This is a genomic window from Streptomyces sp. NPDC005820, from assembly GCF_040630255.1.
Classification (GTDB): domain Bacteria; phylum Actinomycetota; class Actinomycetes; order Streptomycetales; family Streptomycetaceae; genus Streptomyces.
Genome location: NZ_JBEXXE010000053.1, coordinates 50,914 through 69,428, shown reverse-complemented (window position 1 = coordinate 69,428; position 18,515 = coordinate 50,914). Strand labels below are relative to the sequence as shown.

Here is an 18,515-nt window from a genome sequence, read left to right as displayed (position 1 = left end):
ACACTTCGAATGTTCCGGGAACCTATGGCGCTGCGAGGGGTTAGTCAAGAGGCCGCGCGGGGATACGATCGCCGCCATGACACGCTCCGAGCCCGCTGAAACGCGGCCGCAGACCGCCACGCTCGCGGAGATCGCCCGCGAGGCCGGCGTCTCGGCCCCGACTGTTTCGAAGGTCCTCAACGGCCGTGCCGACGTCGCCCCCGCGACCCGCACCCGCGTCGAGGAGCTGCTGCGCGCCCACGGGTACCGGCGACGGCGGGCCGAGGCGACCCGTTCGCCCCTGATCGACCTGGTCTTCCACGAGCTGGAGAGCGCCTGGGCGATGGAGGTCATCCGGGGCGTGGAGAACGTGGCGCGGGACGCCGGGCTGAGCGTGGTGCTCAGCGAGAGCGCCGGCCGGCTCACCCCCGGGCGGACCTGGGCCGACCAGGTCGCCGCCCGCCGTCCGCACGGGGTGGTGCTGGTGCTGTCCGGGCTCGACGAGTCCCAGCGGGCGCTGCTGACCAGCCGCACCATCCCGTTCGTGGTGATGGACCCGGCGGGCGACCCGGGGGCGGACGTGCCCTCGATCGGGGCCACCAACTGGCAGGGCGGCCTGGCCGCCACCCGGCATCTGGTGGAACTGGGGCACCGGCGGATCGGGGCGATCAGCGGACCCCCGCAGATGATGTGCAGCCGGGCCCGGATCGACGGCTACCGGGCCGCCCTGGAGACCGCCGGGCTGCCGGTCGAGCCGGGCCTGGTCAAGACCGGCGACTTCCACCACGAGACCGGCTACCGGCTCGGCCGTGAACTGCTGGACCGCCCCGACCGGCCCACCGCCGTCTTCGCCGGCAACGACCTCCAGGCCCTCGGCGTCTACGAGGCCGCCCGTGAGCTGGGGCTGCGCATCCCGGAGGACGTCAGCGTGGTCGGCTTCGACGATCTTCCGGTGGCCCGCTGGGTGGGGCCGCCGCTGACGACCGTACGGCAGCCGCTCACCGAGATGGCGGAGGCGGCGGCCCGGCTGGTGCTGGAGCTGGGGCGGTCCACGGCGCAGGAGACACCGGCCGCGACCCGGGTGGAGCTGGCGACGAGTCTGGTGGTGCGCACGAGCACCGCATCGCCGCCGCTGGCTGGAAGTTGACGTATTGACGGGTGTGGTGAGCGCCTCCACACTCCTCCGAAGTCAATCGGTTGCACGGCCGAAACTTTCGGAGGCACCCGCATGAGATCTCTGAGAACAGGCCTGTCCCTGACCTCCCTCGTGACATCCCTCGTGGCGGGCTGCGCGCTGCTGCTCGCCGCCCCGCCCGCCCACGCCGCCGACACCCCCCTGCGCGATCTCGGCACCGCGAAGGGCAAGGTCATCGGCACGGCGGTCACCGGCTCCAAGCTGACCGGCACCTACGGCGACATCGCCGGGGCACAGTTCTCCTCGCTGACCCCCGGCAACGCCATGAAGTGGGGCTCGGTGGAGCCGACCCAGGGCTCCTTCAACTGGACCGAGGCGGACCAGATCGTGGCGTTCGCCCAGGCCCACAACCAGCAGGTGCGCGGCCACACCCTGGTCTGGCACAGCCAGAACCCGAGCTGGCTGACGAACGGCAGCTGGACCTCCGCCCAGCTCACCACCCTGCTGCAGAACCACATCAGCACCGAGGTCGGCCGCTACAAGGGGAAGCTCGCCGCCTGGGACGTCGTCAACGAGCCCTTCAACGAGGACGGCACCTACCGCTCGACCCTCTGGTACAACGGCCTCGGCGCCGACTACATCGCGAACGCCCTGACCTGGGCGCGGGCCGCCGACCCGGCCGCGAAGCTCTACATCAACGACTACAACGTGGAGGGCGTCAACGCGAAGTCGACCGCCCTGTACAACCTGGTCAAGTCGCTGAAGGAGCGCGGGGTCCCGATCGACGGGGTCGGCCTCCAGGCCCATCTCATCCTCGGCCAGGTCCCCTCCACCCTCCAGCAGAACATCCAGCGCTTCGCCGACCTCGGCGTGGACGTGGCGATCACCGAGCTGGACATCCGGATGACCCTGCCCTCCGACAGCGCCAAACTCGCCCAGCAGAAGGCCGACTACAAGGCGGTCACCGCCGCCTGCGTGGCGGTCGCGCGGTGTGTGAACCTCACCGTGTGGGGCTTCACCGACTCCGACTCCTGGGTGGAGAGCACCTTCCCGGGGCAGGGCGCGGCGACGCCGTACGACGCGAACTACGCGCCGAAACCGGCGTACTACGGCATCGCGGAGGCGCTCGGCGGTACGACCACGCCCCCGCCGACCGGCGCGTGCACCGCGGCGTACAGCGTGGGCAGCCAGTGGAACACCGGGTTCACCGGGAACGTGACGATCTCCTGCTCGGGTGCCTCGCTGTCGTCCTGGAAGGTGACCTGGACGTACGGCGCCGGACAGCAGATCACCCAGGCCTGGAACGCCGGCTGCACCCAGTCGGGGGCCGCCGTCACCTGCGTGAACGCCTCGTACAACGGGACGGTGCCGGACGGCGGTTCGGTGAGCTTCGGGTTCAACGCGAGCTGGAGCGGGAGCAATCCGGTGCCGACGGTGACGCTGGGCTGATCGCCGGTGATGCCGGGCTGAGAATCGTGAGATTTTCACGAGAAATCCCGGCCGGGCCCGCCGTCCTAACAGTCCGCTAATAATCCACACCTACGGTCCTCCCCGTGACGCGACACGAGGAGCACGGCGAAGACGGCAGAAGAGCGGGCCGGCGGTCCACAGTGCTGAGGGCCGCCGGCCTCACCCTGGCCGCCGCCCTGGTGCTGGGCATCGGGACGGCGGGCTGGGCCTACTGGCACCTCAACGACAACATCAGAAGCGTCGACATCGACCAGGCGCTCGGCGACAACCGCCCCGCGAAGTCGGTCACCACCCCGAGCGCCACCGCCTCGGCGTCCGCCTCCCCACTGCCCACCGAGGCGGTGAACATCCTCGTCCTGGGCTCGGACTCGCGCAGCGGCGCGGAGAACCAGGAACTCGGCGGCGGCGACAGCTCCGGCGCCCGCTCCGACACGGCGATGGTCGTGCACATCGACGCGGGCCGCACCGGCGCGACCGTGGTCAGCATCCCGCGCGACACCCTCGTCACCCGGCCCTCCTGCCCGCTGTCCTCCGGCGGCACCTCCGCGGTGGCGTACGGCGTGATGTTCAACTCCGCCTACTCGCTGGGCGGCCCGGTGTGCGCGGTGAAGACCGTCGAGTCGATCACGAACGTCCGGATGGACCACTACATCGAGGTCGACTTCTCCGGCTTCGCCAAGCTCGTGAACGCGCTCGGCGGGGTCACCGTCACCACCGACGAGGACATCGACGACGACGACAGCCACCTCCACCTCCAGGCCGGCACCCACCATCTGAACGGCAAGCAGGCCCTCGCCCTCGCCCGCACCCGGCACGGCATAGGCGACGGCAGCGACCTCGGCCGCATAGGCCTCCAGCAGAAACTGGTGAAGGCCCTGCTGGAGCAGGTCGCCTCCACGAACCTCCTCACCAGCCCCACCGAGCTCTACGGGGTCGCCGACGCGATCACCGGCAGCCTCACCACCGACACCGGTCTGAACTCCCTCTCCGAACTGATGGAACTCGGCCAGAGCCTGCAGGGCCTCACGGCCGACGAGGTCAAGACGGTCACCATGCCGGTGGTGACGGCCCCCTCCGACCCCAACCGGGTGATCGCGGAGGAACCGGCGGCGAGCAAGCTGTGGAAGTCCCTGAAGTGACCCATCCGGGCCCGAGCAGGCCCGTCACCACGGCTTCGAGCGCCGGGAAAGATTTCCCGGAAAAATTCGGCGAGGGTGTCGATCCGGCCGTCTCCCGTTCGACGCAGGGGTGAGAAGCCGGGACGGACCCGGTCGCACGGAGCCAAGAGGAGTCACCATGCCCCGTTACCTGTCGCTCGTGAAGATCGACGAGAACTCCGCCCCCGCCGAGGGCCCCAGCCCCGAGCTGATGCAGCGGATGGGCGAGCTGATCGAGGAGGTCACCAAGGCCGGCGTCATGCTCGACACCGCCGGACTGCTGCCGTCCGCGCAGGGCACCCGGGTGCACTGGGAGGGCGGGCGGATCTCCGTCACCGACGGGCCGTTCACCGAGGCCAAGGAGGTCGTCGGCGGGTACGCGATCATGCAGTGCAAGGACAGGGCCGAGGCCATCGAGTGGGCCACCCGGTTCCTGAAGGTCCACGAGGAGTTCTGGACCGTCACCTGTGAGGTGCGGGAGATCGCCGAGGGATGAGCCCGTCCGCTGTGCGGACCCGCGGGCAGGGTGTTCGATGGTGGACTGTGGAACCACAGCCCACCACCGACCCCCGGACCGCCATCGAGACCGTCTTCCGCCTGGAGTTCCCCCGGGTCGTCGCCGCCGTCACCCGGGTCGTCCGGGACGTCGGCATCGCCGAGGAACTGACCCAGGACGCCCTGGTCGCCGCACTGGAGCAGTGGCCGCGCGAGGGCGTGCCGGACCGGCCGGGCGCCTGGCTCACCGCCGCCGCCCGGCACCGCGCCGTCGACCTGGTCCGCCGCCGGGAGACCTACGCCCGCAAGCTCCAGGAGATCGGCCGCACCCTGGAGGACGCGCCCCCGCCGCAGGAACCGCAGGACCCGGACGCCATCGACGACGACCTGCTCCGGCTCGTCTTCACCACCTGCCACCCGGTGCTGTCCGCCGAGGCCCGCACCGCCCTCACCCTGCGTCTCCTCGGCGGCCTCAGCACGGCCGAGATCGCCCGCGCCTACCTGGTCCCCGAACCCACGGTCGCCCAGCGCGTCGTCCGGGCGAAGCGGACCCTCGCCACGAAGAACGTCGCCTTCGAGGTGCCGTACGGAACCGACCGCGAGGCCCGGCTCGGCTCGGTCCTCGACGTCATCTACCTGATCTTCAACGAGGGCTACGCCGCCACCGCCGGCGACGACTGGCTGCGCCCGTCGCTGTGCGAGGACGCGCTGCGCCTGGCCCGGCAGCTGGCCGCGCTGATGCCGAAGGAGCCCGAGGTGCACGGCCTGGTCTCCCTGCTGGAGTTCCAGGCCTCCCGCACGGCCGCCCGCACCGCCCCCGACGGCGCCCCCGTCCTCCTCGGGGACCAGAACCGGCGCCGCTGGAACCGCATGCTGATCGCCCGCGGCATCACCGCCCTGGACCGGGCCGGCGCCACCTCCGCCGGCGCCCCGGGCCCGTACGCCCTCCAGGCCGCCATCGCCGCCTGCCACGCCCACGCCCTCACCTACGAGGACACCGACTGGGCCGCCATCGCCACCCTCTACGGCCTGCTGGCCGCCCGCGCCCCGTCCCCGGTCGTCGAACTCAACCGCGCGGTCGCCGTCTCCATGGCCGACGGACCGGGCCCCGCTCTGGAGATCGTCGACACCCTGGCCGCCGAGCCCGCCCTGCGCGACTACCACCTGCTGCCCAGCGTCCGCGGCGATCTGCTGCTGCGCCTCGGGCGTACGGCGCAGGCGCGGGCCGAGTTCGAGCGGGCGGCGGCCCTGGCGCGCAACGAACGCGAGCGGGAGCTGCTGCTGGCCCGGGCGGCCACGTGCGATTCGTAACTCTGTTCCTGTGAAGTCCAGTTGACCACTAAAGTGTGCGAGCCGCTGTGAAGCGGCTGTGACGTGTGATCCCTGGGGGGACGACAACTTGAGAATGTTCACGCGCCGCCGTGCCGCGGCGCTCGCCACCGCGGCCGCGCTCGCCGCCGTGGGCACCCTGGCGACCGCGCCGGGTGCCGCCGCCGACGACGCGGGCCCCTGGCCCGGCACCGAGGGTCGGATCCTCAACGACGGCGGACTGCTGCTCGACCCGGCCACCGGCGCGGGCACCGTGATCCCCAACGTGGGCGCCTACGCCGCCTGGGCACCGGACGGCAGCCGGCTGATCAGCACCGGGAGCCAGGTCTCCAGCGTCCGCGCGGGCGGCAGCGGGAAGTTCACCCTGCCCCGCGCGGTCGACGTGCGCTCCAGCGCCCCGTACGAGGACCTGGCCTTCTGGTGGGGCGGCCGGTACGTCGTCTTCGCCACCGGCGGCCAGATCGTCTACGGCCCCTCCGACGGCGCATGGGCGCCCCGCCCGCTGCTGACCGCGACCCAGGAACCCGCCTCGGTCTGCGACAGCGAGCCGACGGTGAGCGTGGGCGGCCTGCTCGCCTTCGAGCGCCGCACCGCGAGCTGCACCGGCACCCCCGGCGTGTACGTCTTCGACGGCACCGCGCAGACCGTCAAGCGTGTCCTGACCGACGCCGAGCAGCCCGCCTACTCGCCGGACGGCACCAAGCTCGCCTTCGTCCGCAAGGACGCCGACGGCAACCCGCAGCTCTTCACGGCGAAGGCCGACGGCACCGACGTCAAGCAGCTCACCACCGGCCCGAACCGGTACGCCAACCCGTCCTGGTCGCCCACCGGCACCCGGATCGTCCTCGACGCGCACACCTCGGCGAACAGCGACGACGTGCACACCCTCGCCTCCGTGGACGTGGCGACCGGCACGCTCACCCCGGTCACGGACGCCTCGCGCAGCAGCTCCGTCAACAACCCCAGCTACCAGCCGCTGCGCAAGAACAGGACCGAACGGGTCTGGGGCAGCGACGCCTACGCCACCAACATCGCCTCCTCCCGCTGGACCTGGAACACCCTCGGACAGAGCGTGCCGGGCCTGATGAACGCCAAGTCCGCCGTCCTGGTCAACCGCGACGACGCCGCCTACTCCCTCACCGCGCCCGCCCTGGCCGGCAAGAAGGCCGGCCCGGTGCTGATGACCCCGAAGACGGGGCTGTCGACCGCGGTGAAGAAGGAACTCAAGCGGATGCTGCCGAAGGGCAGGACCGTCTATCTCGTGGGCGGCACGTCCATTCTGAGCGGCACGGTCGCCACCCAGCTCAAGACCCTCGGCTACGTCCCGAAGCGGCTCTCGGGCGCCGACCGCTACGCGACCTCCGTCGCCGTCGCGAAGGCTGTCAGCACCGCCCCCAAGTACGTCTTCCTGGCCGGCGGCACCGAGGTCCGCGCCGCCCTCTCGGCGGCCGCCGCGGCCGGCGCGGACGGCACCGCGAGCGCGGGCAGTGTGGTCCTCACCAACGGCAACAAGCTGACGACGTCGGTGAAGTCGTACCTGAACAGCCTGAACCCCGACAAGACCATGGTCATCACGGTCGGTTCGGCGGCGAAGTACGCCCTCACCCATGCGAGCTACTCGCGGTGGCCGTCGACGTACACCTACTACCCGATCTCGGGCGCCAACGACGCGGCGATCTCGGTCAACATCGCCAAGTTCTGGTGGACCGCGCCGAACCTGGCCGCCCTCTCCTACACCGGCACCTGGCGGGACGGCGTCTCCGCGGCCGGCGCCTTCAACGTCTTCGGCCCCCTGCTGTGGACGTCCCGCCCCGCCCTGTCGAGCGAGGTCAACAGCTATCTGGTGCGTGAGTCCGCGAGCCTCGGCTCGGTGGCCGCCTTCGGCACCACCGGCTCGGTCACCACGGGCGCGCTGAACACCGTGGGCGCCTCGATCAGCGCGGGCACCAGGTACTTCGAGTACCGGCCGTACTACAACGGCGTCGTCCCGAACAGCGCGCGGACCGCGCTGAGCATCGGGGCCGGCGCCGGGGCGGGTGCCGGGAGCGCCGACCCGCTGCCGCGCTCGGGCCCGGCGGGCGCCGACCCGCACCTGGGCGACCTCGCGACGCGCCGGCGGCAGTAGCGCCGCTCAGGTGGCGGGCGCTCCGAGCAGCATCGTCGGGGCGCCCGCCACCCGGGTGAGGAACACGGTCGCCGAGTGCGGCCCGTGCCCCTTCGGCAGCACCTTGCGGCGCAGCTCCTCCGGCTCCACGGCCGAGCCGCGCTTCTTCACGGTCAGGATCCCCACCTCCCGCTCCCGCAGCAGGGCCTTCAACCTCTTCACGTTGAAGGGGAGTTGATCGGTGATCTCGTAGGCGGTGGCGTACGGGGTCGGCCGCAGGGCGTCGGCGGTGACGTACGCGATGGTCTCGTCGACGAGCCCGCCGTCCAGCTCCGCGGCCACCTCGGCGACCAGATGGGCGCGGATGACGGCGCCGTCGGGCTCGTACAGATAGCGGCCGAGGGGCCGTACGTCCGGGTTCGGCAGACCGGTGCCGAGCAGGGTGCGCGGCCCCGGCAGCAGTGTCGCCCGCACGACCCCCGGCTCGGTGCCGAACCACAGCACCGCCTCCTTCACGTCACCGCCGTCCGAGATCCACTCGGCCTCGGCCTCGGCGGGGACGGCCTCGTGCGGCACCCCGGGTGCGATCTTCAGGGCCGCCCGGGGCGCGGCGAGGGCGGCGCCGACCGCCCAGGACAGGGGCGGGGAGTAGGCCTCGGGGTCGAAGATCCGCCCGCGTCCGCCCCGCCGCGCGGGGTCCACGAACACGGCGTCGTACCCGCCGGTGTCCACCTCGGTGACATCGGCTTCCCGTACGTCGATCAGGTCGGCGAGTCCCAGGGCCTCGGCGTTGGCCCGGGCGGCCCCGGCCGTCAGCGGATCGCGGTCCACGGCCAGCACCCGGATCCCCGCCCGGGCGAGGGCGATCGCGTCGCCGCCGATCCCGCAGCACAGGTCGGCCACCGAGGTCACGCCGAGCTCCTTGAGCCGTCCGGCCCGGTACGCCGCCACACTCGCCCGCGTCGACTGCTCCACCCCGTGGGGGGTGAAGAACATCCGCCCGGCGTCCTCGGCCCCGAACTTCGCCACCGCCCGCTGTCGCAGCCGCGCCTGTCCGAGCGCCGCCGACACCAACTCGGCGGGATGCTCACGGCGCAGCCGCGTGGCGACGGCGAGTTCATCGGAGGGGGCGGTGCCCCGCACGGCGTCGAGGAGAGCGAGGCCTTCGGGGGTGAGGAGGGGGGCGAGGTCGTTCACGGGGTCATTGTCGGTCAGGGGACCGGGCGGTGCGGCGCCGGCCGGTGATCTTGTCGCCGCCGGTCCTCGTGCGGGCGGCCGGTCTTCGTGCGGGTCGGTCGGTCTTCGTGTGGGCGGCTGGTCTTCGTGCGGGTCGGTCGGTCTTCGTGTGGGCGGCTGGTCTTCGTGCGGGCTGGCCGGCCCCCGTGTGAGCGGCCGGTCTTCGTGCGGGCCGGTGGGGCCCTGTGGGGGCGGTCGATCCTCGTGCGCCCGGTTGGTCCGGGTGCGGGCGGTCGGTCCCCCTGTGGGCCGGTCGGGGGACGGCGGGGTGTCGGTGGCGGTGTCGGGGCGGGGTGCGGGGGCGGGGCTGGGAAGATCCGGCGCCATGGGAGCTGTCGTACAAAATGACAAAATTGGCGCTTCTCGGGTCGGGTTGCGCGGCGGCATCGCGCTGCTGGTTCTCACCGCGATCGTGGCGGGCTGCGCGGAGGGCGGCGACCCCGAGGGCGGCGACCCGGCCCCCGGCCAGCAGGCCGGCCAGGCCGCACCCCCGGTCCGGGCGCTGCACTCGTACGCCGAGCGGCTGCGCGCCGAGCAGGCGAACCGGGTCGCCGCGGCCCGCAGCTGGGGCCTGCGGAAGGTCCCGCTGACCCCGCCGCCCCCGCCCGCGAAGAAGCCCCGGATCACCACCCGGGACGGCTTCGAGGTGCGCGACCACGAGGAACTCGGCCTCCCGCCCGTCTTCACCTCGATCCCCACCCGGGACAAGGTCGTCTTCCTCACCATCGACGACGGCGCCGAGAAGGACCCGCGGTTCCTGCGGATGATGAGCGAGCTGCGGATCCCGTACACCGCCTTCCTCAGCGACTACCTCATCAGCGACGACTACCCGTACTTCAAGAAGATGCAGGCCGCCGGGGTGACCCTGAACAACCACACCCTCCACCACCCCTATCTGCCCGGCCTGTCCTACCGGCAGCAGAAGCACGAGATCTGCGGCATGCAGCAGGTGATCGGCGAGCGGTACGGCAGACGCCCGGTCCTCTTCCGGCCCCCCTACGGCAACTACAACCGCGACACGCTGATCGCCGCGAAGTCCTGCGGGGTGACGTACGCGCCACTCTGGGACGAGGAGGTCTTCGTCGACCACTGGGAGTACCGCGAGTGGGACCAGGACCTCCACCCCGGCGACATCGTCCTGAGCCACTTCCGCGGCCGGGGCGAGTGGAAGGGCACCATGCCCGACATGGTCCGCCGGTTCCTGAACAAGGTCACGGCGCAGGGGTACGCGGTGGCACGCCTGGAGGACTACCTGTGAGGACGCGGGGGCTGATCGCCGTACTGCTGGCGCTGACGGTGACGACGCTGACCGGCTGCGCCCAGTCCGTCGACCCGATCGAACGCCTGGGCAAGAAGGCGGCCCAACGGGTGCGGCCCCTGTCCCACGACCCCGGCGCCCCCGGGAGCCCCGGCGGCCCCGGCGGTCCCGGCCGCTCCGGTCACTCCGGTCACTCGGGCCAAGAGTCCCTCCCGCCGGTCGTCGACCGCGTCCCCACCCACGACAAGGTCGTCTTCCTCACCTACGACGACGGCGCCGAACGCGACCCCCGCTTCGTCGACCTCGTCCGCGAACTCCGCCTCCCTGTCAGCGTGTTCCTCACCGACAGCGTGGTCGGCCCCGGCTACGGCCACTTCGCCCGCCTCCGCGCGGTCGGCGCGACCCTGGAGAACCACACCCTCGACCACGCGGCCCTGCGCGGCCTCCCGTACGCCGGCCAGCGCGCCGAGATCTGCGGCCAGCAGGAGAAGCTCCACGCCCGCTTCGGCCTGCGCCCCCGCCTCTTCCGCCCGCCCTACGGCACGTACGACACCACCACCCTGCGCGCCGCCGCCGACTGCGGCATCGCGGCCGTCGTCCTGTGGCGCGCCGCCATGGGCCCCGCCGGCCTCACCTACACCCACGGCGCCCCCGGCCTCGGCCCCGGCGACATCGTCGCCCTGGACCCGGACGAGTCGACGGGCCCGAGCCTGCGGGAACGGACGACGCGACTGCTGCGGGTGGTGCGGGAGCGCGGCCTGACGGTGGGCAGGCTGGAGGACTACCTGGAGGACTACCTGGAGGGCTACCTGGAGGGCTACCTACAGGGCACCGCAAAGCCGGAAAACCGGCCGACGCCCCGCCGGGATTAGCAGTCCGCTTGACCGAGTGCTAATCGCGGTCATAGTCTCGGCTCTGGCACTCCCCACTGGAGAGTGCCAACAACGCGACGGGCAGGTCCGGCACCCGCGACGACGGATCCACCTGGTCGCCACCTCAGACAGTTAACCCCGTGAGATCTCCGAAGGGGGAGGTCGGATCGTGACGACCGCCAGCTCCAAGGTTGCCATCAAGCCGCTTGAGGACCGCATCGTGGTCCAGCCGCTCGACGCCGAGCAGACCACGGCCTCCGGCCTGGTCATCCCGGACACCGCGAAGGAGAAGCCCCAGGAGGGCGCCGTCCTCGCCGTGGGCCCGGGCCGCTTCGAGAACGGCGAGCGCCTGCCGCTCGACGTCAAGGTCGGCGACGTCGTCCTGTACAGCAAGTACGGCGGCACCGAGGTGAAGTACAACGGCGAGGAGTACCTCGTCCTCTCGGCTCGCGACGTTCTCGCGATCATCGAGAAGTAGTTCTTCACCCGAGCACACTGCGTGCTCGAAAGCACATTGCGTGCTTGAAGCCTGATGCTGCGCCCCTGGCTCCCGCCACCACATAAGAAGCCGGGCGCCCGGGGCGCAGTGCCTTTTCACCCCACGTTTTCCGCCCACAGATTTCCGAGAGGGCTGCCGCTGTCATGGCGAAGATCCTGAAGTTCGACGAGGACGCCCGTCGCGCCCTCGAGCGCGGCGTCAACAAGCTGGCCGACACGGTCAAGGTGACGATCGGTCCCAAGGGCCGCAACGTCGTCATCGACAAGAAGTTCGGCGCCCCGACCATCACCAACGACGGCGTCACCATCGCCCGTGAGGTGGAGATCGACGACCCGTACGAGAACCTCGGCGCCCAGCTCGTGAAGGAGGTGGCGACCAAGACCAACGACATCGCGGGTGACGGCACCACCACCGCCACCGTGCTGGCCCAGGCGCTCGTCCGCGAGGGCCTGAAGAACGTCGCCGCCGGCGCTTCCCCGGCCGCCCTGAAGAAGGGCATCGACGCCGCGGTCAAGGCCGTCTCCGACGAGCTGCTCGCCACCGCGCGCCCGATCGACGACAAGGCGGACATCGCCGCCGTCGCCGCGCTGTCCGCCCAGGACCAGCAGGTCGGCGAGCTCATCGCCGAGGCGATGGACAAGGTCGGCAAGGACGGTGTCATCACCGTCGAGGAGTCCAACACCTTCGGTCTGGAGCTGGACTTCACCGAGGGCATGGCCTTCGACAAGGGCTACCTGTCGCCGTACTTCGTGACGGACCAGGAGCGCATGGAGGCCGTCCTCGAGGACCCCTACATCCTCATCAACCAGGGCAAGATCGGCTCCATCGCCGACCTGCTGCCGCTGCTGGAGAAGGTCATCCAGACCAACTCCTCCAAGCCGCTGCTGATCATCGCCGAGGACGTCGAGGGCGAGGCCCTGTCGACCCTGGTCGTGAACAAGATCCGCGGCACCTTCAACGCGGTCGCGGTCAAGGCCCCCGGCTTCGGTGACCGCCGCAAGGCGATGCTGCAGGACATGGCCACCCTCACCGGTGCCACCGTCATCTCCGAGGAGGTCGGCCTCAAGCTCGACCAGGTCGGCGTCGACGTCCTCGGTTCCGCCCGCCGCGTCACCATCACCAAGGACGACACCACGATCGTCGACGGTGCCGGCGACTCCGCCGACGTGCACGGCCGCGTCGCGCAGATCAAGGCCGAGATCGAGAACACCGACTCCGACTGGGACCGCGAGAAGCTCCAGGAGCGCCTCGCGAAGCTGGCCGGCGGCGTGTGCGTGATCAAGGTCGGCGCCGCCACCGAGGTGGAGCTGAAGGAGAAGAAGCACCGTCTGGAGGACGCCATCTCCGCGACCCGCGCCGCGGTCGAGGAGGGCATCGTCTCCGGTGGTGGCTCCGCGCTGGTCCACGCCGTCAAGGTCCTCGAGGGCAACCTCGACAAGACCGGCGACGAGGCCACCGGTGTCTCCGTGGTCCGCAAGGCCGCCGTCGAGCCGCTGCGCTGGATCGCCGAGAACGCCGGCCTGGAGGGCTACGTCATCACCTCCAAGGTCGCCGAGCTCGAGAAGGGCCAGGGCTTCAACGCCGCCACCGGCGAGTACGGCGACCTGGTCAAGGCCGGCGTCATCGACCCGGTCAAGGTCACCCGCTCCGCCCTGGAGAACGCCGCCTCCATCGCCTCCCTCCTGCTGACGACCGAGACCCTGGTCGTCGAGAAGAAGGAAGAGGAAGAGCCGGCCGCCGCGGGCCACGGCCACGGCCACGCCCACTGAGGCACGCCGCACCCTGCGCGAAGAAGCCCCCCGTTCCGTCGCGGAACGGGGGGCTTCTCCCTTCGCGGGCGGATTTGCGGTTCGAGAGGGGGCCGGGGTCAGCTCTCCAGTGCGTCCAGGGCACCCAGTTGCGCCATCAGCCCCAGCCGGTCGTACTGCCACCAGGCCTCGCAGATCTTTCCGTTCCCGTCGAAACGGAAGACGGTCGTCCCGGTCATGGTGACCTGCTTGCCGGTGGCCGCGAGGCCCATGAAGTCACCCTTGTGGGTGCCGCGCCAGGTCCACCGGCTGCACACACGGTCGTCCTGCGCGATCTGGTCCTCGATGTCGAAGGCGAAGTCGAAGCCGCCGCGCCACATGGAGACCTCGCGCCGCATCGCGTCCATCCCCATGGTGTCCTGCTCGTTGGCCGGGTCGTGGTCGTGGTAGTCCTCGGCGATCAGACCGTCGAGCGGAGGCAGTTCACCCCGCGTGCCGATCGTCTCGAACATCCGCCGCGCGGTGGCCGCGTACAGCTTCTCGTCCCGTACGACGTCCAGATCCGTGAACGTCGGCATCTCGTCGCACAGAGCCACCAGATCGCGGAAGATCTTGTCCGTCTCCGGCAGGTTCGAGTTCCGCATCGCCTCCTCGTACGAGGGGAACTCCACGATCTCGATGAAGTGCGACGCGTCCGAGCGGTCCTTGCCGACCACCGCGTGTGTCGCCGTCCGCTTACCCCTGGTCTGTTCGACCCATGTGTCCATCAGCCGGTCCATCTCGTCGAACCGACTGGTCCTGCAGTCGATGAGCTGCACGAAAGTCATGACGCCGCCTCCGGTCCCCCTGGGTCCGGTCTTCTGACAAGCCCATTTTCCCACCGGAGCGCCGACGTCACCTGCGTACCGAGACGCCGGCTACTGAGGCCCGTACTTCCGTCCGGTCCGGGAGCTGATCCCGCCCAGCAGCGCGCGCGGCGTCACCTTCACCAGACCCATCAGCGTCTTGTAGCGCGGGTCGGGAATCGACAGCGACTTCCCGCGCGCCAGATCGTCCAGCCCCGCCGCGACCAGCTTGTCCGCGTCCAGCCACATCCAGCCCGGGATGTTGTCCGTACCCATCCCGGCCCGCTCGTGGAACTCGGTCCGCACGAAACCCGGGCACAGCGCCATCAGCCGTACGCCGCTGCCCGCCAGATCCTTCGCCGCGCCCTGCGTGAACTGCACGACCCACGCCTTCGACGCCCCGTACGTCCCGCGCGGCAGGAAGGCCGCGACCGAGGCCACGTTCACCACACCGCCGCGCCCGCGCTCCCGCATCGAGGCGACCGCAGCCGACGTCAGCCGCAGCACCGCCTCGCAGTGCACCTTGAGCATCTTCAGCTCGTCGGCCATCGGTACGTCGAGATAGCGGCCCTTGTTGCCGAAGCCCGCGTTGTTGATCAGCAGGTCGACCGGGTTCTTGCGGTCGCCGAGCCGGGCGGCCACCGCCTCGATGCCCGCGTCGGTGGCGAGGTCGGCGGTCAGCACCTCCGCCTCGATGCCGTGCCGGTCGTGCAACTCGGTCGCCTGCTCGCGCAGCCGCTTGGTGTCCCGGGCGACGAGGACGAGATCATGCCCGTCCGCCGCCAGTCTGCGGGCGAACGCGGCGCCGATGCCCGCGGTCGAACCCGTGATGAGAGCCGTTGTCATGGCAGAAGCGTAGTGACCCGGACTGTGCGGATCCGTTCTGCGCACACGCCCTCCCGAACGTGAAGGATCGGTGGGGGCCGCCGCCGTGACCGCCGTTCAGCCGCCGTACTTCTCCACGTACTTCCGGGCCTGCGCCAACGACTCCGGATGCAGGGCCTCGCCCGCCGCGAGCAGCCGGGGCAGAAGGTCACGACGGGTGGTGACCGCCTGGAACTGCATCCGGGCCGTCACCTCGTGCTCCGGCACATGGACGATCCCGATCGCGTCCCCCGCGCGCACCTCGCCCGGCTCGATCACCCGCAGATACGCGCCGGTCGCCGCCTTCGCCGTGAACCGTCTGACCCACTTCTCCTCGCCCATGTGGCCCTGGAAGGTACGGCAGGGGATCCGCCCGGAGGTCACCTCCAGCACCACGTCCGGGCCGATCCGCCAGCGCTCGCCGATCCGCGCCCCGGAGACGTCGAGACCGGTGGTGGTGAGGTTCTCGCCGAACGCGCCGGCGGACAGCGGGCGCCCCAGCTCGCGCTCCCAGTCGTCGAGATCCTCGCGCGCGACCGCGTACACCGCCTGGTCGTCCCCGCCGTGGTGGATCAGGGAGCAGACCTCGTCACCGGCCAGCCCGCTGCCGGCGACCCCCTTCGGCCCCGGCGCCGAGATCCGCACCGGTCCCTCGACCGGCCGCTTGTCGATGCCGGTCAGCCGCTGCGGATGGTCGCTGTACGGGACGGCTCGCGCCCGGCCCACGTTGACGGAGAGAAGCCTCATGGCATCACGGTAGGTCACCACACCTCAAAGCGGCTACGCATTTTTCGACGCCGTACCCAAGATTCACTTATGCTCACAACGTGATCGAGGCCCGTCATCTCCGTGTCCTGCGCGCCGTCGCCGCCACCGGCTCCTTCTCGGCGGCCGGGCGCGAGCTGGGCTGCACCCAGCCGGCCGTCAGCCAGCAGATGAAGGCGCTGGAGACCTCCGTGGGCACCCCCCTGCTGGTCCGCAGCGGCCGGGAGATGCGGCTGACCCAGGCGGGCGAGGCCCTCGTCCGGCACGCGGCCGGGATCCTGTCCGGCCTCACCGCCGCAGAGGAGGAGGTCGCCGCCATCGCGGGGCTGCGGGCCGGCCGGGTCCGGCTGGTCTCCTTCCCCAGCGGCAGCTCCACCCTCGTCCCCACGGCCCTCGCCGCCCTGCGCGCCGAGCACCCCGGCACCCGGGTCTCCCTGGAGGAGGCCGAACCGCCCGAGTCGGTCGACGCGCTGCGCGCCGGCGACTGCGACGTCGCCCTCGCGTTCCGCTACGCGCGCGTGCCGGGGGCGGCGCCTGCCGAGGAGTGGGACGACCTGGTCGTACGGCCCCTGCTGACGGACCGGCTGGTGGCCCTCGTGCCCGAGCGGCACCGGCTCGCGCGCGTGGCGGCGGTGGCCATCGGCGAACTCGCCGCCGAGCCGTGGATCGCGGGCTGCCCGCGCTGTCGCGGCCAGCTGGTGGAGGTGTGCGAGCGCGCGGGGTTCACCCCCCGCATCGACTTCGCGACCGACGACTACCCGGCGGTGGTCGGTCTGGTCGGCGCCGGTCTCGGCGTGGCCGTCCTGCCCCAGCTCGCGATCGAGTCCGTACGGCCCCGGGGAGCGCGCGCGGTGACCCTGGAGCCGGCGGTGCGGCGGGAGATCGTCGCGCTCACCCTGCCCGACCTGGCCCAGGTGCCGGCGGTCGCGGCGACGCTGGAGCGGCTGGAGCGGGCGGCGGGGGCGACTCGGGCCACATGAGAACGGCGGGCACGGTGGGTGCCCGCCGCTCCTTGCAGAAACGTTCCTTCAATGTTCCTTCACGTGTCCGACGACGCGTCTCTCGCGCCCGTCGACGCCGACACCAGGCGGTTGCGCGCCCGGCCCATCAGCTCCTCGCGCTCGTCCTCGGTCAACCCGCCCCACACGCCGTACGGCTCGCGTACGGCGAGCGCGTGCGCGGCGCACTGCGCGCGGACCGGGCACCTCATGCAGACCTCCTTGGCCGAGTTCTCGCGAGCGCTCCGAGCCGCCCCGCGCTCACCCTCCGGATGGAAGAAGAGCGAACTGTCCACCCCGCGGCAGGCAGCCAGGAGCTGCCAGTCCCACAGGTCCGCGTTCGGTCCGGGAAGGCGGGAGAAATCTGCCATTGCGTGACCCCTTGTAGCCGTTCTGAGCGGATACGGTGCCAACGACCGTACAACTACGATCTAAGGAGATGAAAATATGACTCATTGCGAATCTAGCCTCAGACACCAGCTAAAGGGAAGAAATAGGGCTGAATGGGGCATGGGTTGTGATGAAAGCTTGAGGGTCAGCGCGGCAGCCTCCACCGTGTCCGCACCCTCACGTAGAGTGCCGAAGACTGCACGCGGCCCCGTAACTCTTTCGAGTGACCGTCGTTGAGAGTGCGAGGCGGTTGAAAACACAAACGCTCGGGCAGGCGTCCGAGACGGTCGACCGCACAGGTGACGATTTCCCACCAGCCTGGAGGCACAAGGTGACGCGCATCAGCTGCGGAGGGCGGCCATGACTTCCGTCCTCGTCTGCGACGACTCCCCGCTTGCCCGAGAGGCGCTCCGCCGCGCGGTCGCGACCGTGCCCGGCGTCGAGCGCGTGACGACGGCGGCCAACGGCGAGGAAGTCCTCCGCCGCTGGGGCGCCGACCGCTCGGACCTCATCCTGATGGACGTGCGCATGCCCGGACTGGGCGGCGTCGAGACCGTACGGCGGCTGCTGTCCGCCGACCCCGGCGCCCGCATCATCATGCTCACGGTCGCCGAGGACCTGGACGGCGTCGCCCTCGCGGTGGCCGCCGGCGCCCGGGGCTATCTGCACAAGGACGCCTCGCGCGCGGAGCTGCGGGCGACCGTCACCCAGGCGCTCGCCGACCCGACCTGGCGACTGGCCCCGCGCCGGCTGCGGTCCGCCGAGATGGGCGCGGCGCCGACGCTCACCGCGCGGGAGATCCAGGTCCTCGAAGGCATGAGCCACGGCCGCTCCAACGCGGAGATCGGCCGCGAGCTGTTCCTCTCCGAGGACACCGTCAAGACCCACGCCAGGCGCCTGTTCAAGAAACTCGGCGCCTCGGACCGCGCCCACGCGGTGGCCCTGGGCTTCCGGTGGGGACTGGTCCGCTAGGGCCTGTCGCTCGGATCGGGTCGCTGGGCGTCGACGGGGCTGTTCGGTGCCGGGTTCGGTGCCGGTGCCGGTGCAGGGTCCGGGTTCGGGGCAGCTGCCGGTGTACGGGCGCGAGGGGGGTGCCCCCGCGCGAACTCACCGGAGTCCGGGCGGCGCGCCGGGCCCCGCGTCTGCGGCGCGATCCGCCGATCAGGCCCTGGACGGTCCGCCGGGCTGGCCTTGGGTTCTCGGTCAGGCTGGCCTTGGGTTGTCGGCTGGGCAGGCCTTGGGTCGTGTGTCGGTCAGGCCTTGGGTTCTCGGCCGGGCTGGCCTTGGGTTGTCGGCTGGGCAGGCCTTGGGTCGTGTGTCGGTCAGGCCTTGGGTTCTCGGCCGGGCTGGCCTTGGGTTCTCGGCTGGGCA

17 protein-coding genes are annotated in these 18,515 nt (G+C 71.3%); 12 read left to right on the top strand and 5 right to left on the bottom strand.

The window, feature by feature from the left end:
- Positions 1-76: 76 nt before the first annotated feature.
- The 6 genes from ABZ464_RS43655 to ABZ464_RS43630 all read left to right on the top strand — a co-directional run bounded on the left by ABZ464_RS43655 (position 77) and on the right by ABZ464_RS43630 (position 7,690).
- Entirely contained in the window at positions 77-1,126 is a 1,050-nt protein-coding gene (locus tag ABZ464_RS43655; protein ID WP_359287484.1) for a LacI family DNA-binding transcriptional regulator, read from the top strand.
- 81 nt (positions 1,127-1,207) lie between these two features.
- Positions 1,208-2,563 carry an endo-1,4-beta-xylanase gene (locus tag ABZ464_RS43650; protein WP_359287483.1) on the top strand — a complete coding sequence of 452 codons (1,356 nt, stop codon included), beginning with the start codon at positions 1,208-1,210 and terminating at the stop codon, positions 2,561-2,563.
- A 104-nt stretch (positions 2,564-2,667) separates the two neighbouring features.
- Positions 2,668-3,723, top strand: coding sequence for an LCP family protein (locus ABZ464_RS43645; RefSeq protein ID WP_359287482.1), 1,056 nt, complete (start codon positions 2,668-2,670; stop codon positions 3,721-3,723).
- 157 nt (positions 3,724-3,880) lie between these two features.
- Positions 3,881-4,237: a YciI family protein gene (locus ABZ464_RS43640; protein ID WP_358990745.1), complete on the top strand. Its 357-nt coding sequence runs from the start codon at positions 3,881-3,883 to the stop codon at positions 4,235-4,237.
- Positions 4,238-4,284: 47 nt separating this feature from the next.
- Positions 4,285-5,547 carry an RNA polymerase sigma factor gene (locus tag ABZ464_RS43635; protein WP_359287481.1) on the top strand — a complete coding sequence of 421 codons (1,263 nt, stop codon included), beginning with the start codon at positions 4,285-4,287 and terminating at the stop codon, positions 5,545-5,547.
- Between the two features lie 94 nt (positions 5,548-5,641).
- Positions 5,642-7,690, top strand: coding sequence for a cell wall-binding repeat-containing protein (locus ABZ464_RS43630; protein ID WP_359287501.1), 2,049 nt, complete (start codon positions 5,642-5,644; stop codon positions 7,688-7,690).
- A gap of 6 nt (positions 7,691-7,696) precedes the next feature.
- On the opposite strand, the gene ABZ464_RS43625 is transcribed toward ABZ464_RS43630, so the two are convergent.
- The gene (locus ABZ464_RS43625; RefSeq protein WP_359287480.1) at positions 7,697-8,866 is read right to left on the bottom strand and encodes a methyltransferase domain-containing protein; all 1,170 of its coding nucleotides are present in this window, start codon (positions 8,864-8,866) and stop codon (positions 7,697-7,699) included.
- A 364-nt stretch (positions 8,867-9,230) separates the two neighbouring features.
- On the opposite strand from ABZ464_RS43625, the gene ABZ464_RS43620 reads away from it, so the two are divergent.
- From ABZ464_RS43620 to groL, 4 genes are all read left to right on the top strand, one after another.
- Positions 9,231-10,163 carry a polysaccharide deacetylase family protein gene (locus ABZ464_RS43620; RefSeq protein ID WP_359287479.1) on the top strand — a complete coding sequence of 311 codons (933 nt, stop codon included), beginning with the start codon at positions 9,231-9,233 and terminating at the stop codon, positions 10,161-10,163.
- Positions 10,160-11,035: a polysaccharide deacetylase family protein gene (locus ABZ464_RS43615; protein ID WP_359287478.1), complete on the top strand. Its 876-nt coding sequence runs from the start codon at positions 10,160-10,162 to the stop codon at positions 11,033-11,035. Before ABZ464_RS43620 ends, ABZ464_RS43615 begins: the two co-directional genes overlap by 4 nt.
- Before the next feature lie 169 nt (positions 11,036-11,204).
- Positions 11,205-11,513 (top strand): co-chaperone GroES, encoded by a 309-nt coding sequence (gene groES / locus ABZ464_RS43610; RefSeq protein ID WP_039652762.1) that lies wholly within the window; start codon positions 11,205-11,207, stop codon positions 11,511-11,513.
- A 164-nt stretch (positions 11,514-11,677) separates the two neighbouring features.
- Entirely contained in the window at positions 11,678-13,303 is a 1,626-nt protein-coding gene (gene groL / locus ABZ464_RS43605; protein ID WP_359287477.1) for a chaperonin GroEL, read from the top strand.
- Between the two features lie 98 nt (positions 13,304-13,401).
- On the opposite strand, the gene ABZ464_RS43600 is transcribed toward groL, so the two are convergent.
- From ABZ464_RS43600 to ABZ464_RS43590, 3 genes are all read right to left on the bottom strand, one after another.
- The gene (locus ABZ464_RS43600) at positions 13,402-14,109 is read right to left on the bottom strand and encodes an ester cyclase (RefSeq protein WP_359287476.1); all 708 of its coding nucleotides are present in this window, start codon (positions 14,107-14,109) and stop codon (positions 13,402-13,404) included.
- A 90-nt stretch (positions 14,110-14,199) separates the two neighbouring features.
- On the bottom strand, positions 14,200-14,973 hold the full coding sequence (locus ABZ464_RS43595; RefSeq protein ID WP_359287475.1) for an SDR family oxidoreductase: 774 nt from the start codon (positions 14,971-14,973) through the stop codon (positions 14,200-14,202).
- 96 nt (positions 14,974-15,069) lie between these two features.
- Positions 15,070-15,738 (bottom strand): MOSC domain-containing protein, encoded by a 669-nt coding sequence (locus ABZ464_RS43590; protein WP_359287474.1) that lies wholly within the window; start codon positions 15,736-15,738, stop codon positions 15,070-15,072.
- 80 nt (positions 15,739-15,818) lie between these two features.
- Here ABZ464_RS43590 and ABZ464_RS43585 point away from each other — a divergent pair, with 80 nt between their 5' ends.
- On the top strand, positions 15,819-16,736 hold the full coding sequence (locus ABZ464_RS43585) for a LysR family transcriptional regulator (RefSeq protein ID WP_359287473.1): 918 nt from the start codon (positions 15,819-15,821) through the stop codon (positions 16,734-16,736).
- Between the two features lie 59 nt (positions 16,737-16,795).
- On the opposite strand, the gene ABZ464_RS43580 is transcribed toward ABZ464_RS43585, so the two are convergent.
- Positions 16,796-17,125: a WhiB family transcriptional regulator gene (locus ABZ464_RS43580; protein WP_055638477.1), complete on the bottom strand. Its 330-nt coding sequence runs from the start codon at positions 17,123-17,125 to the stop codon at positions 16,796-16,798.
- 379 nt (positions 17,126-17,504) lie between these two features.
- Here ABZ464_RS43580 and ABZ464_RS43575 point away from each other — a divergent pair, with 379 nt between their 5' ends.
- Positions 17,505-18,116 carry a response regulator transcription factor gene (locus tag ABZ464_RS43575; protein WP_003948568.1) on the top strand — a complete coding sequence of 204 codons (612 nt, stop codon included), beginning with the start codon at positions 17,505-17,507 and terminating at the stop codon, positions 18,114-18,116.
- Positions 18,117-18,515 lie beyond the last annotated feature (399 nt).

Coding starts and splice junctions, on each gene's coding strand:
- ABZ464_RS43655 (WP_359287484.1), top strand. CDS start 77: ATGACACGCTCCGAGCCCGCTGAAACGCGGCCGCAGACCGCCACGCTC.
- ABZ464_RS43650 (WP_359287483.1), top strand. CDS start 1,208: ATGAGATCTCTGAGAACAGGCCTGTCCCTGACCTCCCTCGTGACATCC.
- ABZ464_RS43640 (WP_358990745.1), top strand. CDS start 3,881: ATGCCCCGTTACCTGTCGCTCGTGAAGATCGACGAGAACTCCGCCCCC.
- ABZ464_RS43630 (WP_359287501.1), top strand. CDS start 5,642: ATGTTCACGCGCCGCCGTGCCGCGGCGCTCGCCACCGCGGCCGCGCTC.
- ABZ464_RS43620 (WP_359287479.1), top strand. CDS start 9,231: ATGGGAGCTGTCGTACAAAATGACAAAATTGGCGCTTCTCGGGTCGGG.
- groL (WP_359287477.1), top strand. CDS start 11,678: ATGGCGAAGATCCTGAAGTTCGACGAGGACGCCCGTCGCGCCCTCGAG.
- ABZ464_RS43600 (WP_359287476.1), bottom strand. CDS start 14,109: ATGACTTTCGTGCAGCTCATCGACTGCAGGACCAGTCGGTTCGACGAG.
- ABZ464_RS43595 (WP_359287475.1), bottom strand. CDS start 14,973: ATGACAACGGCTCTCATCACGGGTTCGACCGCGGGCATCGGCGCCGCG.
- ABZ464_RS43590 (WP_359287474.1), bottom strand. CDS start 15,738: ATGAGGCTTCTCTCCGTCAACGTGGGCCGGGCGCGAGCCGTCCCGTAC.
- ABZ464_RS43580 (WP_055638477.1), bottom strand. CDS start 17,125: ATGGCAGATTTCTCCCGCCTTCCCGGACCGAACGCGGACCTGTGGGAC.
- ABZ464_RS43575 (WP_003948568.1), top strand. CDS start 17,505: ATGACTTCCGTCCTCGTCTGCGACGACTCCCCGCTTGCCCGAGAGGCG.